Raw genomic sequence first — 26,645 nt, forward strand, 5'->3', positions numbered from 1 at the left:
ACTAAGCCTTAATACTTTCGTACAAATCTATATATTTTTTTGAAGATTCTTCCCAATCATTCTTTTCATTCATTGCATTTTCAATTAATTTTTTAAAGGCTTCTTTATTATTTTTATATAAATCTATAGCATTTTTACTTGCAAAGAGTAATTCATGGGCATTAATATTTTCAAATGAAAAACCTGTTCCTTCACCAGTATATTTATTGTAAGGCTTTACTGTATCCTTTAATCCACCGGCTTCTCTAACTATAGGTAATGAACCATACCTCATAGCTATTAATTGGCTAATTCCACAAGGTTCAGAAATTGAAGGCATCATAAATAAATCACTTGCTGCATATAATTTATGGCTTTCTTTTCCATCATAATAAATTCTTGCAGCAACCTTGTCAGGATATTTCCACTCAAAATATTTAAACATTTCTTCATAAGTATAATCACCAGTTCCAAGAACTACTAATTGAATATCTTCTTGTAATAATTCATCTAAAATATATCTTACTAAATCAAAACCCTTCATTGATGTAAGCCTTGAACAAATAGCAATCATAGGTACATCGGGATTCACAGGCAAACCATATTCTTTTTGTAAGTTAGTTTTATTTTCTAGCTTCTTATTTAATGATTTTAAATCATAATTTTCATAAATATTTTTATCAGTTTTAGGATTCCATACGTCATAATCAATTCCATTTACAATACCTGATAATTTTCCTTGGTATTCTCTTATAACCCCATCGAGTCCCTCACCATAGAAAGGATATTTTATTTCATCTGCATAATTTTCACTAACGGTATTAAAAGCTGTTGAATGAACTATTCCACCTTTCATAAAGTTTATTGCATCAAAATATTTTAAATCATGTTCATTAAAATAATATCCATCAAGCCCAGTAAGGGTTAAGTATCCAGAATCAAAAACTCCCTGATATTTTAAGTTGTGGATTGTAAATAAGCATCTTACATCATCAAAAAACTCATCACCTTTTCTAAAATCATTTACATATATATTTACAAGAGCAGTATGCCAATCGTTGGCATGGATTATATCTGGTTTAAAATCTATTTCTTTTCCAAGCAAAGTTGCAGCTTTTGAGAAATATATAAATCTTTCAGCATCGTCATCATAACCATAAGCGCTTGGTCTATCAAAATATTCTAAATTGTCTATAAAATAAAATTCAACATTATCCCATTTTAAAGAATAAATACCAGCATATTGGTGTTTCCAATCAAGATCTACATAAAACTCTTTAATTTTTTTCATTTTTTTTCTATAAGCTTGATCTATACTTGAATATAAAGGCATACAAACTCTTATATCTACACCTTTTTTTACAAGTTCTTTTGGTAGAGAACCTGCAACATCTGCAAGTCCTCCAGTTTTAATAAAGGGATCAGCCTCACTTGTTAAAAATAATACTTTCATTTAAAACTCCTTATTTAATATGCTCTCCCTTATCAGTTAAGTAAGGATGAGTTCTGTTTCCAAATAGCTTAACATCTTCAAATACTTTTGTATCTTTATCAGTAATAACATGATTTAGGATTGCGCCCTCACCTATTTCAGAATTTTGGAAAATTATAGAATTTTTAATAACTGCGCCTTTTTTAACTTTAACACCCCTAAAGATAATAGAATTTTCTATGTCACCTTCAATTATGGCACCATTTGCAACCAAGGAATTTCTTACTTTGGAACCTCTTAAGTATTCGGTAGATGGTTCGTCCTTGCTTTTTGTGTATACCATTCCTTGTTTATAAAATATTTCATCAAAATAATCCCTATCTAACAAGTCGAGACTAGCTTCAAAATATGTCAAAGTATCCATAATCACTCTTAGACTTTCTTTTGATTTATATAGGCCTAAAGATTTCTTCTTAGGATATTTAAATAAGGCATCTAGAATATTTGTAGCATTATTTTTTTCGATAGAATATCTTAGAAGATCCATAAAAACATCTTTTTTAATTAATAGAGATCCTGTAAATAAATTAATTTTTTCTTCAAGACCCAAATTTATTCCAACACTTGAAGGATATCCTTTTTCATCAGTATTGATAATTCTTCTATTTAGATAGTAGCCATAATCATCTTTTTTAGTTTGGGTAAAGATTAAAGCATCTAAATTTTCTTCTTCCATTTTTTCATAAGCATCTGTAATATTAACCTTAGAAATATACATTGGATTAGTTATATAAATATATTCACGTTTATTATTAATGAAATGTTTCATTGTATTATAATAAGTTTCTATTTCATTAGCTAATCTAGACCTATTATAAACTGGTGGATTTATCATCAAACCACCGCTTCTTCTATTTAATTCCCAATTTCTTCCATCACCTACATGATCAAGAGTTGACCTTAAAGGCTCACCACCATATAAAATAACACTTGATATATTATGGTTTGTTATATTTGATAAGGTAAAATCTATAATTCTATACCTGCAGCCAAAAGGCAGCATATAATCCGGTCTTATCTTACAAAGGGTATCGTAGTTTTTTTCATCAAATTCTGAACTATAAATTAAAGCAAGTATATTTTGCATCTTATTCCTCCTCTATTCCATCTTTACTTACAAGATAAACTGATGTAGAATTTTTATCTCCAATATTTTTTGTAATTTCCATATCTTCTGTAATAACAGAATTGTATACTTTCACACCTTTTTTTATAGTTACACCTGATAAAATAACGCAATTATTTACACATGCATCTTCTTCAACCTTTACATTTGAAAATAAAACAGAATTATTAACTTCTCCATCAATAATACATCCTTCATTTATTAAAGCATCATTTAAAATACCCTTACTACCAATTCTATGAGGAGGTAAATTCAATGAAGTTGTATAAATCTTCCAAGAATCGTCTTGAATATTTAGAGGATTTTCAGGATCAATTAAATCAAGATTTGCTTGCCAGTATGATTTTACGGTTCCCACATCTTTCCAATAACCATCAAATTTATAAACAAAAAGATTTCTATTATTATTTAATAAGTAAGGAATTATGTCATGACCAAAATCATTTGTAGATTCAGGATTTTTATGATCTTCTATCAAAGCTTCTCTCAAAACTTTCCAGTTAAAAATGTAAATTCCCATTGAGGCAAGGTTAGATTTTGGATTTTCTGGTTTTTCCTCAAATTCTACAATTCTTCCCTCATCATCAGTATTCATAATACCAAATCTTGACGCTTCATCCCAATCAACTTCCATAACAGCTATAGTAGCATCAGCACCTTTTTTTGTATGTTCTTCAAGAAGTTTTGTATAATCCATTTTATAAATATGATCTCCCGAAAGAATAAGAACATATTCAGGATCAATACTATCCAAATAATTTATATTTACAAAAATTGCCCCTGCAGTTCCTTCAAACCATCTTCCACCTTCTTCAGTATAATATGGTGTTAAAATTCTTAATCCACCAAAATTTCTATCATAATCCCAAGCAGCACCTATTCCTAAGTGTTTGTTTAGAAGTTGAGGTTTATATTGAGTTAAAACTCCAATATCTCTAATTTCTGAATTAGTAGCGTTTGATAGGGCAAAATCTATAATCTTATATTTACCACCAAATGGCACGACTGGTTTTGCCATTTCTTTAGTTAAAGCTTTTAGCCTTGATCCTTGCCCACCAGCAAGAAGCATAGCAGCAATTTTATTATTATTTCTCATAAGTCCTCCTATATTTCTCAATTCAATTAATCTGAATGACTTAATATAATAATACCCAAAAATTCATAAAATAAATTAAAGGATAAAAGCTTTTCATCAAATTTAAAATTTTGAAATAAATTAATAATTGAGTATAATATTATCGTTAATCAAATATGGGGATGTTTTGGTTTCGACGTGCTTGTTAAGATTTAAGCTGCAAGTCGTTTATCAATTAGTAAAATTGAAAATTAAATATAAATGCAAACAATAATAGCGAAAGACAATTCGCATTAGCTGCCTAATTTAGGCAAGCAGCAAATATAAACTAAGCCACAGTAGTTTATGTTTGTTTCATAATTTTATGTGGCAACTAATATACAAAGCTTTGAGTATATTTAGTATTTATAAAGCTAGTCTAGTAAGTTATTTGTAAGTAGATAAGTACTAGATGAAAATTAAATACTTACTAAACTTGTAGATGCTTTTATTAAGACTCGTGCGGACACGGGTTCAAATCCCGTCATCTCCACCATACATATTATAAGCCTTGATTTTTCAAGGTTTTATTTTTTTCTGATAACAAATTGATAACATTAATTTTAAAAGTTATTTTCATAATATTATTTTCAATATAAAAAAAAGACACTCAAAACAGTTTTTTATTTCTGTTTCAAATGTCTTGTAACTTAACTTCACTTTTCATATAAATTATATTATCTTTCATTTTTAAATCATTTTTATATCTTAAAATTTATATTTAGTTCCACATTATAAGAATTATTTCCTATGAAATAATCTTTATTCATTTAACTCATTATTTTCTATAAGCTTAGCCTTCCCACTCTTATATTCATTAAATTTTTCTTCAAGATAGGTAATATTCTCCTTACTGTAAAATAGGTCCTTTGATACATCGAAGGGGATTTTATTTTCCCTTGATACTTTCTTTAAAAAAATAATTATAGCATTTTCTAATGAAATTCCTATATTACTACATACCAATTCTGCTTGTTTTTTTACTTTGTCATCCACTATAAATCTTATTTGTCTCATATTACAACCTCTTGATTATATTCTTACAGTCATTATAATATAAAACAATCCCCAAAATTATATTGGAGATTGTTTTATAATTTATTTGATTTCTTTTAGTAATTCTTTTACGTATTCATATACTCTTTGTACTGATTCTATTTCTACGTTTTCTTTTGGTGAATGAGCTCCTTTTATGTTTGGTCCTATTGATATTATATCTAAGTTTGGATATTTTTCATATAAGGCACCACATTCTAATCCTGCGTGAATTACTATAGTTTCAAACTCTTTGCCCTCTAATTTTTTATATAATTTTTGGGCAAGAGGTCTTAATTTTGAATCTTCTTTGTATTCCCAACCTGGATATAGGGAATCTATTTTGAAGTTTATTCCAAGATTTTCTAGAATTGTTTTTACTTTATTTTTTAATTTATCTAGTACATCATTATCTGAAGACCTTAGAGAAATTTCACTTTTTATTAAGCCATCTTCTTCTTTAACAAAGGCTAAGTTATCAGAGGATTCTACTGTAGTATTATCATCCATCATTGTATTTATTCCTGATGGAGTTTTTTCTATCATATTGATAATTTTATCAGATAAGTCTTTTGAATAGCTTTTTCCAGATGCTTCATTTATTTCTATTTTCAAGTCGCCTTTTAAATTCTTAAATTCATCTAGGGCCTTTTCTTTAGCTTTTTCTAATTCATCTATATTTGACCCATAGATTTTAAAACTAGCTGATGAAGGAATTACATTATCTAGACTTCCGGAATTAAATTCTCCAAGACTTAGGTCGGATTTTAAACTTCCTAAAATAAAGGAAACAACTTTTATAGCATTTCCCCTATTGTCATTTATATCCATTCCAGAATGTCCGCCAAGAAGTCCAGATACTTTTATTTCATATCCTTCTTTCTCTTCTTCTAATTCAATTTTTTCCTCTACAAAAAATGTAAGTCCACCAGCAGAACCTACTGTTAGAATTCCTTCTTCTTCTGAATCTAAATTAAGAAGATAGTCTCCTTCTAAGACATCATCTGCTAAATTTATAGCTCCAGCCATAGAGGTTTCTTCTTCAGTTGTAACTAATAATTCTAATTGTGGTCCCTCATAATTTTTATCTTCTAAAAGTGCGAGTCCCATGGCAACAGCTATCCCATTATCTGCCCCAAGAGTTGTATCTTTTGCAGTCAAATACTCTCCATCAATTACTGGGATTATTGGATCTTTTAAAAAGTCATGCTTAGAATCTTCTGTTTTTGAAGCAACCATATCCATATGGCCTTGGATTATAACTTTTGGTGCATTTTCATAACCCTTGCTAGCTTTTCTTTTTAAAACAACATTCAAATTTTCATCTTGATAGGTCTCAAGATTTAAATTTTTTCCAGTCTCAATTAAAAAATCTGAAACTTCTTTTTCATGACCACTAGGTCTTGGTATTTCCATTAATTTTGAGAAGTAATAGAAAACTCTTTGTTCTTGTAATTTTTCCATTACTTAGCCTCCTCAGCATTCATTAAAATAATATTTTTCAAAACTTGGTATGATTTTTCCATTATATCTTCAGATAGAATTTCATACCTACCATGGAAGTTATACCCTCCTGTAAATAAGTTTGGAGTTGGAAGTCCCTTATAAGATAGACTTGCTCCATCGGTACCACCCCTTATTGGTTTTACAATTGGATCCATACCTTCTTTTTTAATAGAATTTTTTGCAAGCTCTATTATTTCCATACAAGGTTCAATTTTTTCTTTCATATTATAGTAAGAATCTACAATTTCTAAATCAATTATTTTTCCGTACTTATCATTTAAGAAGTTTACAATTTTTTCTAATAGTCCTTTTTTATCCTTAAATGAATCTTTGAAGAAATCTCTAATTATATAGACAATATCTACCTCTGCTGATGTTCCATTCATTTCATCAAGCATAAAGAATCCTTCATATCCTTCAGTGTATTCAGGTCTTTCGTTTACAGGTAGCATTGAATTTAATTCTTGTCCTACTAATAAGGCATTAATCAATACATTTTTAGCTGAACCAGGATGAACTGACTTTCCTTCAATATGAATTTTAGCTGTAGCGGCGTTAAAGTTTTCATACTCCAATTCAGCAACAGGTCCTCCATCGATTGTATAGGCAAAATCAGCAGCAAATTTTTTGACATCAAATAAATCTGCTCCCCTACCTATTTCTTCATCAGGAGTAAATCCTATTTTTATATCACCGAATTTCAAATCCCTATTTTCCATAAAGAATTTTGCAACTTCCATGATTATAGCAATTCCTGCCTTATCATCTGCCCCTAATAAGGTAGTTCCATCTGTTGTAACTAGCTTGTGGCCAACAAGTTCTTTTAAAAAAGGATATTCTTCTTCTGTTAATTTATATTTTTCATTTAATACAATATCTCCACCCTTATAAGAATCTATTATTTGAGGATTAACACCCTCGCCTGTTAATTCCAAGGCTGTATCCATATGAGAAATAAAACCAATAGTAGGAACATCTTTTACTGTTCCTTCTATAGATGCATAAACATAACCATTTTCATCCATATGGGCATTATCTATTCCAAGTTTTTTCAAATCTTCTACTATAACTTTTGCAAGTTCAATTTGACCTGGTGTTGATGGACAAGATTCATTCTTGTCATCACTTTGAGTATTGTAACTTACATATTTTAAAAAATTTTCTAACATATTTTCTCCTATCTTATAATACAGTTTGTAATCCTAACATAACAATAGATAAGACTAATAAGATGCCCATTAATGGAGCAATAAATTTGATCCATTTATTATATGACACATCTACCATTTCAAGGGTGGCCAATATTAATCCAGTTGGAGCAATTATAGCCATCCAACCTTGTCCAAAATTATATGCAGAAACTACTACATCTCTTCCAAGAGAAACTGTATCTGCAAGTGGGGCAATGATTGGCATTGATAAGGTAGCAAGTCCTGATGATGATGGGATAAAAATACCCAAAAATGAAAATAGAATCATTTGTACTGTTGAGAATAATACACCATTGATTCCAGAAATTATATTTGAAGCTCCAAATAGCATTGTATCTGAAATCATTCCATCATCTAAAATTATATTTATTCCCCTAGCAACTCCAATAATCAAGGCTACTGAAACCAAGTCTGCAGATCCTTCCAAGAATGCTCCTACTGCTTCTTGTTCTGGAAGACCGGATAGAATAATTAATAGTATTCCAACTATTAAAAATAATGTTGACATTTCTTCAAACCACCATTCAAGATTCATAACGCCATAAATCATGATAGGAAATGCTAACATAAATATTACAAGCATTGCTATTCTTCTAAAATTAAATGGTTCAACATTTTCTGGGTCATAATCTTTTAGATAATGATCTTTTATTCTTGGCATTTCTTCTGCAATTATTGAATTAGATGGATCTTGTTTTACTTTTTTAGAATATCTATAGATATACCAAAGAGTTATAGATTGAGCTAAAACTAAACTAACAATCCTAATTCCTATTCCCGTTTTAAAAGAAATACCAGCTGCGTTTGATGCAACTACAACTGAAAATGCATTTGTAGTAGAAAACATTGTTCCAATAGATGAACCCATGTAAATTGCAGCTATTGTTACCATAGCGTCAAATCCTGATGCTAAAAATATTGGCATTAAAATTGGGTAAAAAGCAATAGTTTCTTCTGCTAAACCAAAAGTTGTTCCACCCAAGGCTACAATACTAGATAAGATTGCAACCATCAAAAATTCTTTACCTTTAGTTACTTTTGATAAGGCAGCAATTCCCGCATCAAATGTACCAGTCTTATTTAATACACCAATACATCCTCCTAGGATTAATACAAAAACTATAATTCCTATAGAATCGGCTATTCCATCAATTGGAGCTCTGGCAACTTTCATAAATCCTTGTGGTTGTTGGTCAAGTTTATGGTAAGATCCTGGTATAGCTACAGGTTTTTTAATATCCTCATTTACAAAATTTTCAAGAGGAACTGTTACCTTTAACTTGTCCAAAACTTCTTGAGTAGCTGGCAATTTTTCTTCCTTTCCACCCACTCCAGTTCTTAGGAATTCATTTTCTTCCTTGTTATACTCTAACCTATCATAAGATCCCGCTGGGACTACATAAGTTAAAATAGATGCTAATACTAATACTATAAATAATACTGTAAAGGCTGAAGGAAATTTAAATTCATTTTTTTCCTTTTTAAATAAATTACTCATAATTATACCTCCAAGTGAAGCATACTAGCTTTTTAAAATCTTGTCAATTATTTTGTAAATGACGGTGGTAAATGATAAATGTAGAAATTTATTTGCTATATAAGTCTAAAAGACCTGAAATATTGCCACATTCTTTTAATCTCTTATAATTATTAATATAAATATTTAATTATATTATAAACACTTGGAAATCTTAATTAATTATCCTTTAGTTAATAAAAATACCAAACTAATGAATAGTTTGGCATAAATTTACTTATTTTCATATTTAATTATTTCACCTATTAAGTATAAAGACCCACACCATAAAACCAGATCGTCATTTTTCGCTCTTGATTTTGTAAACTCGTAGGCACTTATGTTGTTTTCAATAGCCCTTACCTTACTAAAATCCTTTTTTACAATCTCTTTAAGTTCTTTTGCTTCAAAGGCTCTAGGATTATCTACACTAGTTACTACAATTTCACTTGCTATCTCAGATAATTTTTTTATAATATATTTATATTCCTTGTCTTTCAAAACAGAAAATCCAACTATCAACCTATTATAATTAAATAAAGATAGGCTATCAAGCAAGGCATCAAAAGATTCTCTATTATGGCTGCCATCAAGTAAAACCCTAGGTTTTATTGAAATCATTTGTAGTCTTCCAGGATTTTTACTATTATAAATCCCCTCTTTAATAATATGATCATCTAGATCAAAATCATCTTTAAAATAATCTAAAAGATTAATAGCATTGCAGGCATTATAAATTTGAATTTTACCGATCAAAGATGTTTTCACATCTGAATATCCTTTAAAATCAAATTGATTATATCCTGTATTTTGACTTTTAATAATAATTTGATCAAAAGAAAATTCATGTAAGGGAGCATTTTTCTTTTTAGCTTCTTTTTTTATAATATTATAAGCAATGGTATTTTGAGGATAAATAAAAACAGGAACATTATCTTTAATAATACCTGCCTTATTTTTTGCAATTTCTTCTAAAGAATTTCCTAAAATACTCATATGATCCATTGAAATCGTTGTAATAAGGCATGCCATAGGTTTTTTCACAACATTTGTAGAATCCAATAAACCCCCAAGACCTGTTTCAACAACACAAACATCTACATTCTTATCATAAAAATACCTAAACATTAAAGCTGTCATAACCTCAAAATAAGTATTTCTTAAGCCTATTTTATCTAAGTTTTCACAGATAGGCTTAATCATTTCTATATAATAAAAAAAGTCCTCATAACTTATAGAAATTCCATTAATTCTCACTTCTTCATTAATCTCTTCCATGTATGGTGAGGTAAAAATACCACATTTCTTTGTTTGTGCCAGAGTGCTTGCAATAAAATTTGCAGTAGATCCCTTGCCGTTTGTTCCTGCTATATGAATTACTTTAATTTTATCTTGAGGATCACCTAAATCTTTTAAAAGTGACCTTATAGCTTTTAAATCTCTTCTTTTACCAGCAGAATTTCCCCTGCCATAAATCCAATCTAAATAATAGTCTTTATCTTTAATCATAATTCCCCTTTTCTACCTTAAATATTATATAATTATTAAAAAATAAAGTAAAATAAAAGGTAGATAATTAAAAGAAAGGAATAAAATGAAAAGAAATTACATGCTAGATAAATATAGGGGTTTTACCATAATATCTATGGTCTTATTCCACCTATGCTATGACTTAAACTTATATATGGATATGGATTGGTATAATAATATTTACATAAATAAAATATGGCAGTTATCCATAGCCTTATCTTTTTTTATAATTTCGGGTATAAGTTCAAACTTTTTGACTTGGAAAAATAATTTAAAAAGAGGAATAATTCTTACAATATTAGGCATTCTTATAAGCCTTATTACCTATATTTTTGTACCAGATCAATTAATAATTTTTGGAGTTCTAAATGGACTTGGTTTATCCATGATATTAATATCAATTATACAAAAATATATTAGAATTGATAAAAGATTATTGCTTGTTTTTATAATTTTATTTATCATAACCTACAAACTACCAAGCCAGAAAATATTGTCACTAAATATAAACCTTAGCCTATATGATAAGAATTTATTTATTTTTGGTTTCCCATCAGAAAGTTTTCATTCAACCGATTATTTTCCAATAATCCCTTGGTTTTTCGCATACATTAGCGGTTATATAATAGGAAAAATTTTAATAGATCATAATTTTTATAATATTTATGGAAAAAATAGTTGGCTTTCAAAAATAGGTCAAAATTCTCTAAAAATTTATTTATTACACCAGATTATAATATACATAATGGTATATCTATTTTTTAAACTTATATAATAAAAAAGAGATAAAATAGAAAAAACTATTTTATCTCTTTTTTATTTTCTACAATTAGGACAAATCCCCCTAATTGTTAAATCAACATTATTTATTTCATAACCTTCTAAACCATCAAATTTTAAATTATCAATATCAAAATTCAAATCAAGAATGTCTCCACAGTGCTCACAAATAAAATGTGCATGATGTTTTTGGTAAAAATCATATCTTTTTCTTGATTGGTTAAAATCTAATTCACTAACAATATTATTTTTTACAAACAAATTCAAAGTATTATATACTGTGGCTTGAGAAAGAATTGGATCTTTTGATTTTAAATCCTTGTAAATATCATCCGCTGTTGGATGAGTCCTGTTATTTACTAGATAATCCAAAATCATAAGTCTTTGATGACTAACTCTAATGTCATGTTTTTTTAGTATATGTTTTTCAATCTCATATTTTTCTTCCTGGTCAACATTGGCAAGAGAATCTATAATTTCTTTCATTTTATCTTCTTTCCAAAATTAGAATCCTTCAAATTTAATATACATTATAAGCTTAATCATGTCAATAATTAAACTAAAAAAGACTCCAAAAGGAGCCTTTAAATTTTAGAAACTATGCTAATTCTACTTCAGCACCAGCTTCTTCTAATTTTGATTTTAATTCTTCAGCTTCGTCTTTAGCAACGCCTTCTTTAACTGCTTTTGGAGCTCCATCAACTAATGCTTTTGCATCTTTAAGTCCAAGACCTGTTACTTCTTTAACTACTTTGATAACGTTGATTTTTGAAGCACCTGCTGATTTTAATACAACATCAAATTCTGATTTTTCTGCTGCACCTGCATCTGCTGTGCCTGCTGCAGCTGCTGGAGCTGCTGCTACTGTAGCTTGTGCTGTTACATCAAATTCTTCTTCTAATGCTTTTACTAATTCTGATAATTCTAATACTGTAAGTTCTTTAATTTCTTCTAATAAGTTTGTTACTTTTTCTGACATTTTTAATTCCTCCGATATTTTAAATATATTTTATATTAAGCTGCTTCGTTTTCTTTTTTTTCTCTAACTGCATCAAGTGCATAAACAAGTTTTGCATTGATTTGTGATAAATCACCAGCAAGTTTTCTAATTGGTGCTTGAAGTGTATTAACAAGCATAGAAGCAAGTTCTTGTTGTCCTGGTAATTTAGCTATTGCTAGCATTTCTTCTGGTGTTTGATAGTTTCCATCAACAATTCCAGATTTAATAATTAGTTTTTCTTCATTTGCTTCATCTTGATTTATATATTTACTTGCTACTTTTGGTCCATCAATCATTTCTTCATTTGAAAAAATAAGTGCGTTAGAACCTTTTAACTCTTCAGTAAATTGATCAAATCCTAATTGTTGGAATGCAAATCTCATCATAGTATTTTTGTATACTTTATATTCTGTATTTGCATCTCTAAAATTGTTACGTAAGTCAGTAATTTCTTTAACGTCCATTTTATCGAACTCTACTAAAGTTACTGATTTAGCGCTTTCAATTTTTTTAACTATTTCATTAACAATTACTTGTTTTTGTTGTATAGCTTTTTCAGACATATTTCACCTCCTATGGCTTTTGGTAGGTATATAAAAATCCCCACAATTAGGCATAAAATTTATGCCTACATCGGTGGGGATGTAGATTTCTTATTCCCACCTATACGGAATAATTAAACTTAAAAGTCTCCGTAGTCTTTGGTAGCCTATTTATTTGACTATGATAGTATAACACTATTAATATATTTTGTCAAATATTTTTTTATTTTTCAACTAAATCCATTGCTTTTGCTGGAGATAATTTTACTCCAGGACCCATTGTTGAAGCAATAGTAATTGATTTTAAATATTTTCCTTTTGCTGAAGCTGGTTTTGCCTTAACTATAGCTGTAATTAAAGATCTTAAGTTATCAGATAATTTTTCTTTTCCAAAAGATATTTTTCCTGTTGGAACGTGTACAAGGTTATTTTTATCTGTTCTATATTCTACTTTACCTGCTTTTACTTCTTTAATTGCATTAGCAATGTCATTTGTTACTGTACCTGATTTTGGGTTTGGCATTAATCCTTGAGGTCCTAAAACCCTACCAAGTCTTCCTACTTGTCCCATCATGTCAGGGCTTGTTACTATTACATCAAAATCTAACCAATTTTCTTTTTGGATTTTGTCTGTATATTCTTCATTTCCTGCAAAGTCTGCTCCTGCATTTAAAGCTTCTTCTACTTTATCATCTTTAACAATTGCAAGTACTCTAACATTTCTACCAGTTCCGTGTGGAAGTACAACTGTACCTCTAACTTGTTGGTCAGCATGTCTTGAATCTACACCAAGTCTTACGTGTAATTCTACAGTTTCGTCAAAGTTTGCTTTTGCAGTTTTTTCAACTATATCTAATGCTTCTGATAAATCATATTCTTTTTGTGTATCAAAAGCCTTTTTTGATTCTATATATTTTTTACCTTTTTTAGCCATGTTGCCTCCTTGTGGTATAACGAGTTTCCTCTTCCACTTATTCTTCTACAGTTATCCCCATGCTTCTGCATGTACCTTTTATCATGCTCATTGCAGCTTCTAGGCTTGCAGCATTTAAATCTTGCATTTTTGTTTGAGCTATTTCTTTAACTTGATCAAGTTTGATTGAACCTACTTTGTTTTTGTTTGGTTCACCACTTGCTTTATCAAGACCTATAGCTTTTTTAATTAATACTGGTGCTGGTGGTGTTTTTGTGATAAATTCAAAAGATCTATCCTTATAAATTGTCATTTCAACCGGTATTATCATTCCAGCTTGGTCAGCTGTTTTTGCGTTAAATGCTTGCACGAATTCCATAATATTGATTCCGTGTGGTCCTAGTGCTGTACCTACTGGAGGTGCTGGTGTTGCTTTTCCTGCTGGTACTTGTAATTTAACTTTTGCTTGTACTTCTTTTTCTTTTGCTGGCATATTAAATCCTCCTTTGTGGTTTTTGGCGGGTTACCCCTCCCACTTACTTTACGTAAGCCAGTTTAAATTGTCTCAATATCCTCGAAACCTAAATCTATTATTGTATCTCTACCAAACATATCAATTAAAGCTTTGATTATTTGCTTTTCAGGATCAATTTCCTTAATTTCCGCAACTAAATCTTTAAATGGTCCTTGGATTATATTTACATTATCTCCAACATTTATATCAATGTTTAATACAGGTTTATCTTCTTTTATACCAAATTTTCTAACCTCTCTTTTTGTGAGTGGGACTGGTTTTGAATCTGGACCTACGAAGCCTGTTACTCCTTGGGTATTTCTTATAATATACCAAGATCTATTTGTAATGTTCATTTTTACCATTACATAGCCTGGAAATAATTTTCTAGTTTTAAGTTTCTTTGATTCATTTTTTACTTCAACATACTCTTCTTCTGGTACTGTTACGTCGATGATATCAGGATTTTGTTCGTTATCAATCATCATTTGGATTTTATCTTTAACCCTATTTTCGTATCCAGTATATGTGTGAACTACATACCATCTTGGTTGTTTTTGTGAATCTTTAGAATCAATTTCTTCCTTTGTATTGTTTAATTCATTTGAATTGTTGTTATTAGATAAATCTGTCATAGCTTACCTACATTAAAAATCCAAGCATGTTTCCAAAGACTATGTCTAATAACCAAATGAGAAGTCCTGTAATCACACTGACAATAATAACAAGTAATGAGTAATTTAAAGTTTCATTTTTTGTTGGCCATGTGATTTTTTTGAATTCTCTTCTAATAGATTTAAAAAATCCTTCTTTTTTCTTAGCCATTTAAAAACTCCTTACTATTTTGTTTCTTTATGAACAGTGTGTTTTTTACAGAAAGGACAATACTTTTTAAGCTCAAGTCTTTCTTGAGTGTTCTTTTTGTTTTTTGTAGTATCGTAATTTCTATTTTTGCAAACTGTGCATTCTAGTTTTACTTTATCTGCCATTAAAACACCTCCTAATTTATATGGATAGTCCCATACAAACATATATGTTACCATCCAATTGATTTTATGTCAATATTATTTATTGTCTTTTTTCTAAATTTTCGTATAGATTTTTTCTTTTTTTTATTAAAAACTCTCTTAGGTCATTTAAATCATGATTTGAAAAGCAAGTATCACTATAATCAAGTAATATATCTTCTATATCGTCTAGCTCATATACTCCTTTATCATACATTTTGCCTAATAAATTATGATTTTTGTCATAATATACTTTTGGCGGATATCCATCTAGTTTCCTTGTATCTATACTAATATATGAGGATTTATTATAAACCTTATTGCCGACTACTAATACAGCTTCTTTTATATTTATTTCCTTGCCACTTAAATAATCTTTCATTATTTAAAGTCCACTATCTTCTATTACCTTAATTATTTCATCTACTTTTTCGTTTGCTTCTTTTTCGCTTTCAGCTTCTGCCATAACCCTAATCAAAGGCTCGGTTCCACTTTCTCTTACCAAAATTCTTCCTCTATCTTTTAGCTCTTCACTTTTTTGCTCTATTATATTTTTAATTTTTTCATCATTTAAAACTTCATTTTTATCTTTTACCCTAACATTTTTTAATACTTGAGGATAAATTTTCAAATCTCTTCTTAGCTCTGAAAGTGTAGTTTTATTTTCTATCATAGCTTCCATAAGTCTTAATGATGTTAATATACCATCACCTGTATTTGCATATTTTGAAAAAATAATATGTCCTGATTGTTCCCCACCTAGTTCATATCCATTTTCACTCATTTCTAGGTGAACATATTTGTCACCAACATTTGTTTTGCTATATTTTATTCCTATTTTATCAAAGGCCTTGTATAGACCAATATTTGACATTATAGTTGTTACAACTGTGTTTGATTCTAAACTTCCTTCTTCTTTCATATGCTTACCGCAGATATATAAAATTGCATCTCCATCGACTACTTCCCCTTTTTCATCAACAGCAATACACCTATCGGCATCACCATCATAAGCAAAGCCACAATCAAGTTTATTTTCTTTTACATATTTTTGTAAAACTTCTATGTGAGTTGATCCACAATCAACATTTATATTAAAGCCATTTGGATTATTATTTATTACAAATGTTTCAGCTCCTAACGCATCGTATACACTTTTTACAATTGAAGATGCTGCACCATTTGAACAGTCTAGTCCAACTTTTTTACCTTTAAAAGATTTACTTACAGTTTGGATAAGAAAAGCAATATATCTATTTCTTCCACCAATAAAATCGTGAGTTCTTCCTATTTCTTCCCCAACTTTTAAATCTATATCTGTGATATCTGAGTCTATATATTCTTCTAATTTTTCCAAAAACTCATCATCCATTTTTTCTCCATCTGAATTGATGATTTTAATACCATTATCATGATATGGATTATGGCTTGCAGTTATCATTACTCCACAGTCAAAGTCTTCACTTCTTACTACATAAGAAACTGATGGAGTAGTTGTTACGTGTAATAGATAAGCGTCAGATCCTGATGAAGTTATTCCTGCTGATAGGGCATCTTCAAACATATAAGAAGATCTTCTAGTATCCTTACCTATAACGATTTTCCCTTGTCCATTTTTTTCTTTATTAAAATAATATCCTAAAAATCTTCCGATTTTAATTGCATGATAGAGAGTTAAATCTTGGTTAGCTTCCCCCCTAAATCCGTCTGTTCCAAAATATTTCATTTCAATCCTCCTAATTTATTATTATTATAAATTACATGGGTATATCATTCAAGTTTTTACCTATTTTCAAATATATTTTTGCTTAATTTTTCCATTAATATATAATTTAAATATGGAAAAATTAGATTACATACCAAAAACAAATTTATATATGAAACATGTCGATAAGGCTTATTCTTTTGGAATTGATTCTATACTTCTTGCAAACTTTTCAAAAATGAAAAAAAATAAAACATTAATAGATATAGGTGCTGGAAATGGAATTTTATCTCTAGCTTGTCTTTCCTATTACAATTTAAGTAAGGTTTATGGAATTGAAATCCAAGAAAAAAAGGCAGAAATATTTAATGAAAATTTAAAATTAAATTCTATTAATAATATTGAAATTATTAATAAGGATTTAAACTTAACAAATTTTCCAAATAATTTTTGTGATTATATTATTACTAACCCTCCTTATTATAAAAAAGGAGCAAATATTAGAAATGATAAAGAAGAATTTTTATTATCTCGCCAAGAAATCAAGATGAATTTGGCTGATATTTTCTCTTTTTCTAACAAAACTTTAAAGGACAAGGGAAGGTTATTTATGATTCATAAACCTGAAAGACTTGTTGATATTATAAAAGAAAGTGGGAATTTAAAATTAAAAAGGATAAAATTTGTCCAATCAAAGTCAAATGAAAAACCTGTATTCATTCTTTTAGAATTTGTAAAAAACGCTAATGATGGACTAAAGTTTGAAGATCCTTTAATTATTTATGATGAAAATGGAAATTATAGCCAGGAGGTTAGATTAATAAATGGATTATAGTATATATTTCGTACCAACTCCTATTGGGAATTTGGAAGATATGACAATTAGGGCTATTAATGTATTGAAAAACGTAGATATAATAGCTTGTGAGGATACTAGGGAAAGTAAAAAACTTTTAAATCATTTTGATATTAATAAAAAATTAACTTCATATCACAAATTTAATGAAAAGCAAAAATCAAAAGAAATTATAGAAAATACAAAAGAAGGAATTACTTATGCAATCATTACTGACCAAGGTATGCCAGGAATTTCTGATCCCGGTCATATACTAATCAAAGAATGTATTGAAAATAATATATCCTATACAATTCTTCCTGGTCCTTCTTCAATTTTAACAGGACTTATAGCAAGCGGTTTTGATAATAATAGCTTTTCTTATTATGGATTTATTCCAAAAAAATCTTCTGATAAGAAAAAATTATACCAAGAATTAAAAAACGAAAATAAAACTTCTATTCTTTTTGATACCCCTCATAATTTAGAAAATACGATAAATGATTTTAAAAAAGAATTTCCAGAAAGAAAGCTTGCTATTACAAGAGAGCTAAGTAAAAAATTTGAGCAATATCAAATATTTAAAATTAAGCATATAAAATGTGAAGATATTACCTTTAAGGGTGAATTTGTCCTTGTATTAGAAAAGAACCTAGAAAAAGAAAATTTAGATATTACATCTTTTAAAGATGAAATTTTACAATTAAAAAAAGAGGGGAAATCCACCAAGGATATTGTTAAATCCTTGAAAAAATCTACCTCTTTTTCAAAAAATGACATTTATAACTATGTTATTACTTTAGTTTAAATTATCTAGTTTATTTACAGGATAATTTTCTAAATATTCTATAGTTTCTTCCAAAGTTTGACCTACAGAAGCACTTACTGCAACTTGAACACTAGTTTCAACTAAAGGTGTTCCTGATAGGTAGACTTTGGATTTTTTTTCTTCATCAAGCATATCAATCGCCATTTGGCAATTAAGCATTGCTGAACCTAAATCAAAAAATATTACAAGACCATCATCTGTTGCATATTTATTAATTATTTCATTAATTTCTTCAAAATTTGATCCTATATTTCCTTCATTATCTCCACCGCTTATTTGGATGTTAACATCAGGAGCCATTTGAACCAAAATTTCTCTTAAGCCTTCAACCACCTTTCTACTATGACTTGCTAATAAAATATTAATCATTCAAATCTCCTAATGCACTTTTAATACATAGATAAGATGAACAAGCACCTGGATCTATATGTCCTATAGATCTATCTCCAAGATAAGCAGCTCTTCCCTTTATAGCTTTAATATCTTTTGTTCTTTCCATATTTTCCTTAGCTATATCAATTATTTCTGAAAATTTCTTGTCCTCTTTAAGAGCATCTGCTACAGGTGAAAGTACATCTACCATAGTTTTATCACCAACTTTAGCTTTTCCTCTCATAATAACACCATCTACTCCGTCAGAGAAAGCTTTTGTAAATAATTCTTTATCTATATCTTCGCTTTCTCCAAGAGATTGAGCAAATTTCATGAAAAATGTTCCGTATAATGGACCACTAGCCCCACCTACAGTTGAAATTAATGTCATAGCAATTTTGTTAAATAAGGCTTTTAAATTAGGAAAATCTTCATTCATTGCTTCTTTTACCTTTGTAAAACCTTTTTTCATATTATAACCGTGGTCAGCATCACCAATTTCCCTATCAAGGTCAGTTAAATAAGCTTCATTTTCACTAATTAAATCGGCAATAACTACAATTTTTTCTTTTACTTTATCAATATTCATCTTATCCCCTCACTACATCTACTTTTTCTTCTAAATATTTTAAAACTTCATCATCTACTTTAAACAAGGTTAAAGAAAATCCTGCCATATCCATACTGGTCATATAGTTTCCTACAAATGTTTTCTTAATATTAATATTTTTTCTTTTAAATAATCGTTTACATAATTATTTACAACAAAAAGTTCCATTTCTGTAGTTTGTCCCATACCATTTACCATTAGAACAAAATCACCATCTAGATTTTCATAGTCTGCTAAAATATGATCAACTAGCTCTTCAGAAATTTCATTAGCAGATTTTATTTTTTCTTGTTTAACACCTGGTTCACCATGAATTCCTACACCAATTTCCATATCTCCTTCTGACAAATCAAAACTTTCTTTTCCAGATATAGGATTAATGCAAGCTTTCGTAGCCATACCCATTGATTTAATATTTTTTACAATTTTTTCTGCCATAGCTTTTATTTCTTGCAAACTTTTTCCATCTCTTGCCATAGCACCTAAAACTTTGTGAACAAATATAGTTCCAGCTATTCCTCTCCTACCACTAGTATAAGTAGAATCTTCAACAGCCACATCATCATTTACAATAATATAATCTACCTTGATGCCTTCCATTTCAGCCATGTCTTTTGCCATGTCAAAATTCATAACATCGCCAGTATAATTTTTGATTACCATAAAAACACCTTGACCAGAATCAGCAAGTTTAATAGCCTCTAAAACTTGGTCCGGAGTTGGTGAAGTAAAAATTTCTCCACAAATTGCACAGTCAAGCATTCCATCACCAACATAACCAGCATGGGCAGGCTCGTGTCCACTTCCACCGCCAGAAATTAAACCTACTTTTCCCTTAATAGGTAAATCTTTTCTATAAATTATTTTTAAATCTTCGTTTAACTTTACCTTATCTTGGTTTGCTTTATAAAGTCCATTTAACATCTCTTTAATTATCATATCTGGATCATTAATAATTTTTTTCATAAATACCATCCCTTCTAAATAAAATATACCCAAATAGACTTTTTTTATTTATTTGAATAATATAATTATTCTTATTTTAATTATAGTCATGAATCAAAAATAATCAAGATACATTTTTATAAATTTTTATTCACTTTTTTTATATATAGACTAAATATTATTACTTAAATTTGAAAATATTTTACTGTATCTAAAAAATATTTTTACCTATAATTTTAAAATTCTTTTCATTTCAAATTCATAAATAGATAAGAAATAAATAAAAAGTCTTTGTTATTTTTTTATCTTGAAACCTTATAATCTCAAGGTTTTTTTATTATATTTAAAAAATAATTAAAAAATAGCTTGACAAAAACAATAAATGAATATATGATTAGCTTAGATGTTGATAGAGGTTATCAATATCAAAGAAATTTAAAGAAATTTAAAGGAGAAAATTAATATTATGAAAAAAATTGCTATTGTTTACTGGTCAGGTACTGGCAACACTGAAGCTATGGCTAATGAAATTGCAGGAGAATTAAAAAATAATGATATAGAAATTGATTTATTTGATCCTAATTCTTTTACTAAAGATTCTATAAATCTTTATGATGGATTTGCTTTTGGTTGCCCAGCTATGGGTAGCGAAGAGTTAGAAGAAACTGAATTTGAGCCTATGTTTGAAAGTATAGAAAATGATTTATCTGACAAACCTGTTTTAATTTTTGGTTCTTATCAATGGGCAGATGGTGAATGGATGGAAATTTGGCAAGATAGGTGTAAAAATGATGGAATTAATCTTGTTCGTGATGGATTAATGGCTTATGATACTCCTGATGATGAAGCATTAGAAGAATGTAGAAAGGCGGCATTAGATTTATCTAAAGCTGTAGGTTAGAAAAATGAATGAAGAATTATTAATTGATTATGCATCACAAACTCTGGCTAATAAAAAACTTGCTAATTTATTTACATTTAAAAATACCGACAATATAGACATTGAAAAAATGGTCTATGAGTGGAATGAAATACTTAATGAAAAAAATATGTACGTGGAAATACTTAAAAATAATCATTCATCCGCTCAAATTTATGCATACAGACCCCACAAGCTAAAATACGTATTAAATGATAAAAAAACAAAATCTCTCCTTAGGTCTTTGGGCTACAACACTCAAGACCTAAACCAATGCATAAATCATTTAAAGTTTAGGTATAAAATTGAAAACTTTCCCCATGAAATTGGAATATTTTTAGGATATCCTTATGAAGATGTAATGGGTTTTATTGAAAATAAGGGTGATAAATTTCTAATTAACGGATATTGGAAGGTTTACTATAATCAAGATGAAAAAATAAAAATTTTTAATAATTACAACAAAATAAAGAAATCTTATAAAATCCTTTTTAATCGATACAAAAATATAAGTAACTTATGCGTAAATTAATAATTCTTCGATAAAAAAATTATGTGTACTTGCAAAAAAATAAAGGCTTGAGCCTAGCTCAAAGCCTTTATTTTTAATAAATCGCTTATTTTATCAATTTTATAATCTGATAAGTTGCCTTCTCCTTTTTTAGCATAGCCGTACTTTGCAAAAATGGATATATTATCGTTTAAATAGCCTGCCTCTATATCGGATTTTCTATCGCCTATTATTATAAAATTGTCTATTTTATTTATTTTTATTATTTCTGATTTATCCTTATAATCATAATCTTCGCCTATTAAATATTTACTAAAATATAAGTCTAGCTTATAAAATTTTCTTGCGGTATCAATATATTTTCTAGGACATGATGAAAGGACTATTAATTCGTGTTTCTTTTTTAGGATATTTAATACTTTTTCTGTATCGCGGTATAAAGAGCCAAAATCTCTCATATTTTCTATCATAAATTTTCCTGTTGTTTCTATTAACTTTTCTTTATCATAGGAATCATCAAGAAAATCATCCCAAATTTTTCTTGGTGGATAGCCAAGATAAGATTTTGGATCAAGATTCGGTTTTTTTATTTTATATTTTTTAAGGTTTGGTAAAATGCTTTCTCATAAATTTCGTCACTTTTATGGATAGTTCCATCAAAGTCAAAAATTATTTTCATATAAGATCCATTAGATTTGCCATTTCAATTGCAGATACTGCTGCATCACTTCCCTTATTTCCTGCCTTTGTTCCAGCTCTTTGAACAGCTTGTTCAATTGTATCTGTTGTAACAACTCCGAAAATAACTGGTTTTCCACTTTCAAGAGATACATTTGCGATTCCTTTTGAAACTTCAGAGCACACATAATCATAATGAGAAGTATCTCCTCTTATAACTGCCCCTAAACAAATTACAGCGTCATAATCCTTGTGGACTAGTTTTTTTTGCTGCAAGCGGAATTTCAAATGCTCCTGGAACTCTTACTAGTTCTATTTCTTCATCTTTTACTTCATGCCTTTTTAATGTATCAAGACAACCTTCTACAAGCCTATCTGTTATAAAATTATTAAATCTTGCAACTACTATTGCATATTTTTTTCCGTTTGATACTAAATTTGCACTATATTCTTTCATTTATATCTCCTTAAATTCTTTTAAATCATGTCCCATTCTGTCAGCTTTTGTTTTTAGATAAACCCTATCAATGTGGTTTGAATGGATTTCTATTGGTACTCTTTTATTTACTTTTATATCATATTTTTCAACCTGCTTAATTTTATCAGGATTATTTGTTAGTAAATCAATTGATTTTACCCCTAATTCTTTTAACATTTGACAGGCTATTTTGTAATTTCTTAAATCTGGAGCAAAACCCAATTTTATATTTGCATCCACTGTATCATAGCCTTCCTCTTGAAGATGATAAGCCTTTATTTTATTAAATAAGCCAATTCCTCTTCCCTCTTGCCTTAAATATAGTATTATTCCTGATCCATTTTCATCAATCATCTCCATAGCCTTGTGAAGTTGGTTTCCACAATCACACCTATTTGATGAAAATACATCTCCAGTTAAGCATTCTGAATGAATTCTAGTTAGTATATTTTCACCATCAACCTTTCCTTTTATTAAGGCTAGGTGTTCTTTATTTTCTATTTTGTCATAAAAACTAATAGCCTTGAAATTTCCATGGTCTGTAGGAAGATTTATAATATTTGTTTTTTCTAATGAGTTTTCATCATTTTTTGAAAAATCTATCTTATTTTCTTCTATATATTTTTTAATTTCAGACACACTAGTCATTTTCATACCTAGTTTTTTTGCAAGCTCAACTACTGCTTTTCCTTTAAGCATGTGACCATCATCTGCCATAATTTCACAACATAAACCTATTTCTTTTAAATTTGAAATCCTCATCAAATCAACTGTAGCTTCAGTGTGGCCTTCTCTAACTAAAACTCCCTCATCTTTTGCAATTAATGGAAATACGTGGCCTGGTCTTCTAAAATCACTAGGTTTTGTATTATTATCTGCGAGGGCTCTTATAGTTTCTGCTCTTTCAAAAGCTGATATTCCTGTTTCTGTATTAACATGGTCGATAGATACTGTAAAAGCTGTTTCATGATTATCAGTATTATTTTGAACCATCATGTCAAGGTCAAATTGTTTGGCAATATTTTTACCTATTGGAGTACAGATTAAGCCTCTGGCATACTTTGCCATAATATTTATCATCTCGCCTGTTACATTTTCTCCAGCACAAACCATATCAGCTTCATTTTCTCTATCTTCATCATCAGTTACTATTATTATTTCGTTATTTCTTAATGCTTTTATAATCTCTTCCATATTTTTTAAAAACCATTTTCTAATAAAAAGTTTTTATCCAACCTTTCTTCTTTTTTATTTGCCATAGATTTTTGAATAAATCTATTTATAATATCAGTTTCAATATTTATTTCATCGCCAATTTTTTTATATTTAAAATTTGTTCTTTCAAGTGTCTCAGGTATAAGGGCTACCTCAAAACTAGTATTTTTATCATCAGAAACTGTAAGAGAAATTCCATCAAGTGTTACAGATCCTTTCTTTACTATTAAAGAGCAAATTTCTGGACTTGCTGAAATTGAAAATACATTTTCTCTAATATTTTTAATTTTCCCAACTCCATCAACATGACCTTGTACTATATGACCATCAAGCCTATCTGAAAGTCTTAAAGCTCTTTCTAGATTTACTTTTTTATTTACATATGAATTATCAAATTTAGTCATCTTCAAACTTTCATTCATTAAATCTGCCTTGTAAGTTTTATCAGTAATTTCTGTTACTGTAAGGCAAACTCCATCAGTCATTATAGAATCCCCAAGTTTTGTATCTTCTAATACAAGACTCGCCTCAATTTCAATTTGTACATGGTCATTTATCTTTTTAAAAGATAAAATCTTACCCATTTCTTCAGATATTCCAGTGAACATTTTTAGCCTCAATCATAATATCATCATCAAATCTTTTTATATCTTCAATTTCAAACTTATATCCATCTTTAATCTTATCAACACCTCTTCCATAAAAAGGTGATTTTGAATTAAAGCCACCAATTATTTTAGGTGAAATAAATTCATAAATTTTATCAACCAGACCTTCTTCTAAAAAATCATAATTTAGAATTGATCCACCTTCAACCAAAATTGATCCTATATTCATTTCATATAATTTATTTACTAAATCTTCTAGGTCGACATGATTATTTTTCATCTTGCATTTAATTAAATTTAAATCAGGATTGTCAGTGTCTTTACAAGTCGCTATATAAGTTTTTTTATCACTATTTAAATTAAAAATCTTGTAATCCTTATAATTTTTTTCTATTTCTAGATTTGTATCAACAATAACTCTAACAGGATCTACTCCTTCTTCTATCCTTGAATTTAAGGAAGGATTATCGTGAATCAAGGTGTTTTTTCCTACAATTATTGCATCATAATCATTTCTTAGTCTATGGACATATTCTCTAGAAAATTCATTTGAAATCCATTTTGAATCATTTGTATTTGAAGAAATTTTCCCATCTAAAGTTTGGGCATATTTTAAAGCAATAAGAGGTCTATTGTATTTAATATTGAAGAAAAATTTCTCATTTAATTTTTTGCCCTCATCTTCTAATAAACCTGTTTGAACCTCTATCCCTTTTTCTCTTAAAACCTTTAGGCCGTCAACTTTTGGATTTGTATCTATATTTGAAATTATAACTTTTTTAATATTTCTCTTGATAATTTCTAAAGTACAAGGCCCTTGTTTTCCATAATGAGAACATGGTTCCAAATTTACATACAAAACAGCCCCATCAGCATTTTCTTTTAAATTATTAAAACAATCAACTTCGGCATGGACTTTTCCATATTCATGGTGGTATCCTGTTGATATTATTTTTCCATCTTTAACAAGAACAGCACCTACCAGTGGATTTTTTAAAGTTTTTCCTCTTGCTTTTTTTGCAAGGTCAAAACATTTTTTCATATAATATTTATCATTCATCTTGCCTCCTCCACAATTCTCGGCAAAAGAAAAGATCCCTTTCAGGGACCTTGGTTATTTCAAAAGAATAATTAATAAATCTTCTCTCATCCAGACTATACTGTCGGTATAGGAATTTCACCTATTCAGCAAAAAGCTCGCGGACTTTACCGCCGGTGGGGAATCACACCCCGCCCTGAAGAATTGTGTTATTTTATTTACATTTTTATTATAATACAAATTTTATTTTTGTCAATCGTTTACATGAATTTTTTAATCATTATAAATCAAATTTGTTCATTTATTAATGAAATACAATTGAAAAAATCCTATTAATTTGCTATCATGTATTTATACTAGATTTGGAGGTAATATGCATCTTAATTTAAATAATAAAAATGAAGTACAAAAATATTGGGATTTTTTTTATAAGCATCCATCATCTAGTTTTTATCAAGCTAAAGAATGGACTTTAATAAAAAACAATTGGGATATAGACTATTTTTATATAGAAAAAAATGGTAATGTAGTTGCTGTAGCGCAAGTGTTATCAATTTATAATGATAAAGCTAGAAAAAATTATTTTATTGCCCAAGAGGACCGGTTTCTGATCTTTACGATGTAAAAACTAATGTA

Annotated in this window: 31 protein-coding genes, 1 other RNA gene, 2 pseudogenes and 1 riboswitch; of the genes and pseudogenes, 7 read left to right on the forward strand and 27 right to left on the reverse strand. The window is 28.8% G+C overall.

Annotated features, from left to right (window positions below; all coding sequences use genetic code 11):
• Position 1: 1 nt before the first annotated feature.
• From glgA to ANHYDRO_RS03570, 3 genes are read right to left on the reverse strand one after another with little or no spacing between them, the layout of a single operon-like run.
• Positions 2-1,432 carry a glycogen synthase GlgA gene (glgA, locus tag ANHYDRO_RS03560; protein WP_004813544.1) on the reverse strand — a complete coding sequence of 477 codons (1,431 nt, stop codon included), beginning with the start codon at positions 1,430-1,432 and terminating at the stop codon, positions 2-4.
• A 10-nt stretch (positions 1,433-1,442) separates the two neighbouring features.
• Positions 1,443-2,558: a glucose-1-phosphate adenylyltransferase subunit GlgD gene (glgD, locus tag ANHYDRO_RS03565; RefSeq protein ID WP_004813547.1), complete on the reverse strand. Its 1,116-nt coding sequence runs from the start codon at positions 2,556-2,558 to the stop codon at positions 1,443-1,445.
• A 1-nt stretch (position 2,559) separates the two neighbouring features.
• Positions 2,560-3,693 carry a glucose-1-phosphate adenylyltransferase gene (locus tag ANHYDRO_RS03570; RefSeq protein ID WP_004813548.1) on the reverse strand — a complete coding sequence of 378 codons (1,134 nt, stop codon included), beginning with the start codon at positions 3,691-3,693 and terminating at the stop codon, positions 2,560-2,562.
• A gap of 157 nt (positions 3,694-3,850) precedes the next feature.
• Between ANHYDRO_RS03570 and ssrA the strand changes: the two genes are divergently transcribed.
• Positions 3,851-4,207: a transfer-messenger RNA gene (gene ssrA / locus ANHYDRO_RS09595) on the forward strand.
• A gap of 266 nt (positions 4,208-4,473) precedes the next feature.
• On the opposite strand, the gene ANHYDRO_RS03575 is transcribed toward ssrA, so the two are convergent.
• From ANHYDRO_RS03575 to ANHYDRO_RS03595, 5 genes are all read right to left on the reverse strand, one after another.
• Complete coding sequence (locus tag ANHYDRO_RS03575; protein WP_004813550.1) at positions 4,474-4,728, reverse strand: type II toxin-antitoxin system RelB/DinJ family antitoxin; 255 nt, start codon at positions 4,726-4,728, stop codon at positions 4,474-4,476.
• A gap of 81 nt (positions 4,729-4,809) precedes the next feature.
• Positions 4,810-6,210 (reverse strand): beta-Ala-His dipeptidase, encoded by a 1,401-nt coding sequence (gene pepD, locus ANHYDRO_RS03580; RefSeq protein ID WP_004813552.1) that lies wholly within the window; start codon positions 6,208-6,210, stop codon positions 4,810-4,812.
• The gene (gene pepT, locus ANHYDRO_RS03585; protein ID WP_004813555.1) at positions 6,210-7,421 is read right to left on the reverse strand and encodes a peptidase T; all 1,212 of its coding nucleotides are present in this window, start codon (positions 7,419-7,421) and stop codon (positions 6,210-6,212) included. The genes pepD and pepT overlap by 1 nt, the downstream gene beginning before the upstream one ends.
• Before the next feature lie 13 nt (positions 7,422-7,434).
• Positions 7,435-8,961, reverse strand: a complete 1,527-nt coding sequence (locus ANHYDRO_RS03590; protein ID WP_004813558.1) for a YfcC family protein — start codon at positions 8,959-8,961, stop codon at positions 7,435-7,437.
• A gap of 252 nt (positions 8,962-9,213) precedes the next feature.
• Positions 9,214-10,488 carry a bifunctional folylpolyglutamate synthase/dihydrofolate synthase gene (locus tag ANHYDRO_RS03595; protein ID WP_004813561.1) on the reverse strand — a complete coding sequence of 425 codons (1,275 nt, stop codon included), beginning with the start codon at positions 10,486-10,488 and terminating at the stop codon, positions 9,214-9,216.
• Between the two features lie 85 nt (positions 10,489-10,573).
• Between ANHYDRO_RS03595 and ANHYDRO_RS03600 the strand changes: the two genes are divergently transcribed.
• Positions 10,574-11,284, forward strand: coding sequence for a heparan-alpha-glucosaminide N-acetyltransferase domain-containing protein (locus tag ANHYDRO_RS03600; protein WP_039913916.1), 711 nt, complete (start codon positions 10,574-10,576; stop codon positions 11,282-11,284).
• A 41-nt stretch (positions 11,285-11,325) separates the two neighbouring features.
• On the opposite strand, the gene ANHYDRO_RS03605 is transcribed toward ANHYDRO_RS03600, so the two are convergent.
• The 10 genes from ANHYDRO_RS03605 to glmM all read right to left on the reverse strand — a co-directional run bounded on the left by ANHYDRO_RS03605 (position 11,326) and on the right by glmM (position 16,991).
• Positions 11,326-11,775 (reverse strand): Fur family transcriptional regulator, encoded by a 450-nt coding sequence (locus ANHYDRO_RS03605; RefSeq protein ID WP_004813565.1) that lies wholly within the window; start codon positions 11,773-11,775, stop codon positions 11,326-11,328.
• 112 nt (positions 11,776-11,887) lie between these two features.
• Complete coding sequence (rplL, locus tag ANHYDRO_RS03610; RefSeq protein WP_004813567.1) at positions 11,888-12,268, reverse strand: 50S ribosomal protein L7/L12; 381 nt, start codon at positions 12,266-12,268, stop codon at positions 11,888-11,890.
• A gap of 35 nt (positions 12,269-12,303) precedes the next feature.
• Positions 12,304-12,852 (reverse strand): 50S ribosomal protein L10, encoded by a 549-nt coding sequence (gene rplJ, locus ANHYDRO_RS03615; protein ID WP_004813569.1) that lies wholly within the window; start codon positions 12,850-12,852, stop codon positions 12,304-12,306.
• A gap of 202 nt (positions 12,853-13,054) precedes the next feature.
• On the reverse strand, positions 13,055-13,765 hold the full coding sequence (rplA, locus tag ANHYDRO_RS03620) for a 50S ribosomal protein L1 (RefSeq protein WP_004813571.1): 711 nt from the start codon (positions 13,763-13,765) through the stop codon (positions 13,055-13,057).
• Positions 13,766-13,802: 37 nt separating this feature from the next.
• On the reverse strand, positions 13,803-14,237 hold the full coding sequence (gene rplK, locus ANHYDRO_RS03625) for a 50S ribosomal protein L11 (RefSeq protein ID WP_004813572.1): 435 nt from the start codon (positions 14,235-14,237) through the stop codon (positions 13,803-13,805).
• Between the two features lie 62 nt (positions 14,238-14,299).
• Positions 14,300-14,893 (reverse strand): transcription termination/antitermination protein NusG, encoded by a 594-nt coding sequence (nusG, locus tag ANHYDRO_RS03630; protein WP_004813573.1) that lies wholly within the window; start codon positions 14,891-14,893, stop codon positions 14,300-14,302.
• Between the two features lie 7 nt (positions 14,894-14,900).
• Positions 14,901-15,083 (reverse strand): preprotein translocase subunit SecE, encoded by a 183-nt coding sequence (gene secE / locus ANHYDRO_RS03635; RefSeq protein ID WP_004813575.1) that lies wholly within the window; start codon positions 15,081-15,083, stop codon positions 14,901-14,903.
• Positions 15,084-15,097: 14 nt separating this feature from the next.
• On the reverse strand, positions 15,098-15,247 hold the full coding sequence (gene rpmG / locus ANHYDRO_RS03640) for a 50S ribosomal protein L33 (protein WP_004816546.1): 150 nt from the start codon (positions 15,245-15,247) through the stop codon (positions 15,098-15,100).
• Positions 15,248-15,326: 79 nt separating this feature from the next.
• Positions 15,327-15,647 (reverse strand): hypothetical protein, encoded by a 321-nt coding sequence (locus ANHYDRO_RS03645; RefSeq protein WP_004813579.1) that lies wholly within the window; start codon positions 15,645-15,647, stop codon positions 15,327-15,329.
• A gap of 3 nt (positions 15,648-15,650) precedes the next feature.
• Complete coding sequence (gene glmM / locus ANHYDRO_RS03650) at positions 15,651-16,991, reverse strand: phosphoglucosamine mutase (protein WP_004813580.1); 1,341 nt, start codon at positions 16,989-16,991, stop codon at positions 15,651-15,653.
• A gap of 112 nt (positions 16,992-17,103) precedes the next feature.
• On the opposite strand from glmM, the gene ANHYDRO_RS03655 reads away from it, so the two are divergent.
• Together ANHYDRO_RS03655 and rsmI are read left to right on the forward strand one after the other, a co-directional pair.
• Positions 17,104-17,805, forward strand: a complete 702-nt coding sequence (locus tag ANHYDRO_RS03655) for a tRNA1(Val) (adenine(37)-N6)-methyltransferase (RefSeq protein WP_004813582.1) — start codon at positions 17,104-17,106, stop codon at positions 17,803-17,805.
• A complete protein-coding gene (gene rsmI, locus ANHYDRO_RS03660) occupies positions 17,795-18,613 on the forward strand; it encodes a 16S rRNA (cytidine(1402)-2'-O)-methyltransferase (protein WP_004813584.1) in 819 nt (272 codons plus the stop codon). The genes ANHYDRO_RS03655 and rsmI overlap by 11 nt, the downstream gene beginning before the upstream one ends.
• On the opposite strand, the gene dhaM is transcribed toward rsmI, so the two are convergent.
• From dhaM to dhaK, 3 genes and pseudogenes are all read right to left on the reverse strand, one after another.
• Entirely contained in the window at positions 18,605-19,003 is a 399-nt protein-coding gene (dhaM, locus tag ANHYDRO_RS03665) for a dihydroxyacetone kinase phosphoryl donor subunit DhaM (protein ID WP_004813586.1), read from the reverse strand. The genes rsmI and dhaM overlap by 9 nt on opposite strands.
• On the reverse strand, positions 18,996-19,595 hold the full coding sequence (gene dhaL / locus ANHYDRO_RS03670) for a dihydroxyacetone kinase subunit DhaL (protein ID WP_004813588.1): 600 nt from the start codon (positions 19,593-19,595) through the stop codon (positions 18,996-18,998). The genes dhaM and dhaL overlap by 8 nt, the downstream gene beginning before the upstream one ends.
• A 1-nt stretch (position 19,596) precedes the next feature.
• Positions 19,597-20,591 (reverse strand): annotated as a pseudogene (dhaK, locus tag ANHYDRO_RS03675) (dihydroxyacetone kinase subunit DhaK).
• A 436-nt stretch (positions 20,592-21,027) separates the two neighbouring features.
• Here dhaK and ANHYDRO_RS03680 point away from each other — a divergent pair.
• A complete protein-coding gene (locus ANHYDRO_RS03680; RefSeq protein ID WP_004813592.1) occupies positions 21,028-21,462 on the forward strand; it encodes a flavodoxin in 435 nt (144 codons plus the stop codon).
• A 4-nt stretch (positions 21,463-21,466) separates the two neighbouring features.
• Positions 21,467-22,012, forward strand: coding sequence for a DUF3793 family protein (locus ANHYDRO_RS03685; RefSeq protein ID WP_004813594.1), 546 nt, complete (start codon positions 21,467-21,469; stop codon positions 22,010-22,012).
• Positions 22,013-22,065: 53 nt separating this feature from the next.
• Here ANHYDRO_RS03685 and ANHYDRO_RS03690 read toward each other — a convergent pair whose 3' ends face one another.
• From ANHYDRO_RS03690 to ribD, 6 genes and pseudogenes are all read right to left on the reverse strand, one after another.
• Positions 22,066-22,608: an HAD family hydrolase gene (locus ANHYDRO_RS03690; protein WP_316244747.1), complete on the reverse strand. Its 543-nt coding sequence runs from the start codon at positions 22,606-22,608 to the stop codon at positions 22,066-22,068.
• The gene (locus ANHYDRO_RS11330; RefSeq protein ID WP_341864583.1) at positions 22,578-22,670 is read right to left on the reverse strand and encodes an HAD hydrolase-like protein; all 93 of its coding nucleotides are present in this window, start codon (positions 22,668-22,670) and stop codon (positions 22,578-22,580) included. The genes ANHYDRO_RS03690 and ANHYDRO_RS11330 overlap by 31 nt, the downstream gene beginning before the upstream one ends.
• Positions 22,667-23,126 (reverse strand): annotated as a pseudogene (ribH, locus tag ANHYDRO_RS03695) (6,7-dimethyl-8-ribityllumazine synthase). The gene ANHYDRO_RS11330 and the pseudogene ribH overlap by 4 nt, the downstream one beginning before the upstream one ends.
• Positions 23,127-24,341: a bifunctional 3,4-dihydroxy-2-butanone-4-phosphate synthase/GTP cyclohydrolase II gene (locus ANHYDRO_RS03700; RefSeq protein ID WP_004813603.1), complete on the reverse strand. Its 1,215-nt coding sequence runs from the start codon at positions 24,339-24,341 to the stop codon at positions 23,127-23,129. It lies immediately after the preceding pseudogene.
• Between the two features lie 5 nt (positions 24,342-24,346).
• Entirely contained in the window at positions 24,347-24,970 is a 624-nt protein-coding gene (locus tag ANHYDRO_RS03705; protein ID WP_004813604.1) for a riboflavin synthase, read from the reverse strand.
• Positions 24,951-26,030, reverse strand: coding sequence for a bifunctional diaminohydroxyphosphoribosylaminopyrimidine deaminase/5-amino-6-(5-phosphoribosylamino)uracil reductase RibD (ribD, locus tag ANHYDRO_RS03710; protein WP_004813607.1), 1,080 nt, complete (start codon positions 26,028-26,030; stop codon positions 24,951-24,953). The genes ANHYDRO_RS03705 and ribD overlap by 20 nt, the downstream gene beginning before the upstream one ends.
• Before the next feature lie 74 nt (positions 26,031-26,104).
• Positions 26,105-26,217: riboswitch (FMN riboswitch) on the reverse strand.
• 165 nt (positions 26,218-26,382) lie between these two features.
• On the opposite strand from ribD, the gene ANHYDRO_RS10450 reads away from it, so the two are divergent.
• Positions 26,383-26,634, forward strand: a complete 252-nt coding sequence (locus ANHYDRO_RS10450) for a peptidoglycan bridge formation glycyltransferase FemA/FemB family protein (RefSeq protein ID WP_004813610.1) — start codon at positions 26,383-26,385, stop codon at positions 26,632-26,634.
• The last annotated feature ends 11 nt before the right edge of the window (positions 26,635-26,645 follow it).

It is taken from the genome of Anaerococcus hydrogenalis DSM 7454, assembly GCF_000173355.1.
Lineage (GTDB): Bacteria > Bacillota > Clostridia > Tissierellales > Peptoniphilaceae > Anaerococcus > Anaerococcus hydrogenalis.

Excerpts from the sequence above, each read along its gene's own strand:
- ANHYDRO_RS10450 (WP_004813610.1), top strand. The coding sequence starts at position 26,383 with ATGCATCTTAATTTAAATAATAAAAATGAAGTACAAAAATATTGGGAT.
- ANHYDRO_RS03645 (WP_004813579.1), bottom strand. The coding sequence starts at position 15,647 with ATGAAAGATTATTTAAGTGGCAAGGAAATAAATATAAAAGAAGCTGTA.
- pepT (WP_004813555.1), bottom strand. The coding sequence starts at position 7,421 with ATGTTAGAAAATTTTTTAAAATATGTAAGTTACAATACTCAAAGTGAT.
- ANHYDRO_RS03595 (WP_004813561.1), bottom strand. The coding sequence starts at position 10,488 with ATGATTAAAGATAAAGACTATTATTTAGATTGGATTTATGGCAGGGGA.
- rsmI (WP_004813584.1), top strand. The coding sequence starts at position 17,795 with ATGGATTATAGTATATATTTCGTACCAACTCCTATTGGGAATTTGGAA.
- ANHYDRO_RS03590 (WP_004813558.1), bottom strand. The coding sequence starts at position 8,961 with ATGAGTAATTTATTTAAAAAGGAAAAAAATGAATTTAAATTTCCTTCA.
- rplJ (WP_004813569.1), bottom strand. The coding sequence starts at position 12,852 with ATGTCTGAAAAAGCTATACAACAAAAACAAGTAATTGTTAATGAAATA.
- ANHYDRO_RS03600 (WP_039913916.1), top strand. The coding sequence starts at position 10,574 with ATGAAAAGAAATTACATGCTAGATAAATATAGGGGTTTTACCATAATA.
- glgD (WP_004813547.1), bottom strand. The coding sequence starts at position 2,558 with ATGCAAAATATACTTGCTTTAATTTATAGTTCAGAATTTGATGAAAAA.
- ANHYDRO_RS03700 (WP_004813603.1), bottom strand. The coding sequence starts at position 24,341 with ATGGAAGAGATTATAAAAGCATTAAGAAATAACGAAATAATAATAGTA.
- rplK (WP_004813572.1), bottom strand. The coding sequence starts at position 14,237 with ATGCCAGCAAAAGAAAAAGAAGTACAAGCAAAAGTTAAATTACAAGTA.
- ANHYDRO_RS03685 (WP_004813594.1), top strand. The coding sequence starts at position 21,467 with ATGAATGAAGAATTATTAATTGATTATGCATCACAAACTCTGGCTAAT.
- ANHYDRO_RS11330 (WP_341864583.1), bottom strand. The coding sequence starts at position 22,670 with ATGAAAATAATTTTTGACTTTGATGGAACTATCCATAAAAGTGACGAA.
- ANHYDRO_RS03570 (WP_004813548.1), bottom strand. The coding sequence starts at position 3,693 with ATGAGAAATAATAATAAAATTGCTGCTATGCTTCTTGCTGGTGGGCAA.
- dhaL (WP_004813588.1), bottom strand. The coding sequence starts at position 19,595 with ATGAATATTGATAAAGTAAAAGAAAAAATTGTAGTTATTGCCGATTTA.
- ANHYDRO_RS03680 (WP_004813592.1), top strand. The coding sequence starts at position 21,028 with ATGAAAAAAATTGCTATTGTTTACTGGTCAGGTACTGGCAACACTGAA.
- nusG (WP_004813573.1), bottom strand. The coding sequence starts at position 14,893 with ATGACAGATTTATCTAATAACAACAATTCAAATGAATTAAACAATACA.
- ANHYDRO_RS03605 (WP_004813565.1), bottom strand. The coding sequence starts at position 11,775 with ATGAAAGAAATTATAGATTCTCTTGCCAATGTTGACCAGGAAGAAAAA.
- secE (WP_004813575.1), bottom strand. The coding sequence starts at position 15,083 with ATGGCTAAGAAAAAAGAAGGATTTTTTAAATCTATTAGAAGAGAATTC.
- ANHYDRO_RS03705 (WP_004813604.1), bottom strand. The coding sequence starts at position 24,970 with ATGTTCACTGGAATATCTGAAGAAATGGGTAAGATTTTATCTTTTAAA.
- ribD (WP_004813607.1), bottom strand. The coding sequence starts at position 26,030 with ATGAATGATAAATATTATATGAAAAAATGTTTTGACCTTGCAAAAAAA.
- rpmG (WP_004816546.1), bottom strand. The coding sequence starts at position 15,247 with ATGGCAGATAAAGTAAAACTAGAATGCACAGTTTGCAAAAATAGAAAT.
- glmM (WP_004813580.1), bottom strand. The coding sequence starts at position 16,991 with ATGAAATATTTTGGAACAGACGGATTTAGGGGGGAAGCTAACCAAGAT.
- ANHYDRO_RS03655 (WP_004813582.1), top strand. The coding sequence starts at position 17,104 with ATGGAAAAATTAGATTACATACCAAAAACAAATTTATATATGAAACAT.
- dhaM (WP_004813586.1), bottom strand. The coding sequence starts at position 19,003 with ATGATTAATATTTTATTAGCAAGTCATAGTAGAAAGGTGGTTGAAGGC.
- ANHYDRO_RS03575 (WP_004813550.1), bottom strand. The coding sequence starts at position 4,728 with ATGAGACAAATAAGATTTATAGTGGATGACAAAGTAAAAAAACAAGCA.
- glgA (WP_004813544.1), bottom strand. The coding sequence starts at position 1,432 with ATGAAAGTATTATTTTTAACAAGTGAGGCTGATCCCTTTATTAAAACT.
- rplL (WP_004813567.1), bottom strand. The coding sequence starts at position 12,268 with ATGTCAGAAAAAGTAACAAACTTATTAGAAGAAATTAAAGAACTTACA.
- pepD (WP_004813552.1), bottom strand. The coding sequence starts at position 6,210 with ATGGAAAAATTACAAGAACAAAGAGTTTTCTATTACTTCTCAAAATTA.
- rplA (WP_004813571.1), bottom strand. The coding sequence starts at position 13,765 with ATGGCTAAAAAAGGTAAAAAATATATAGAATCAAAAAAGGCTTTTGAT.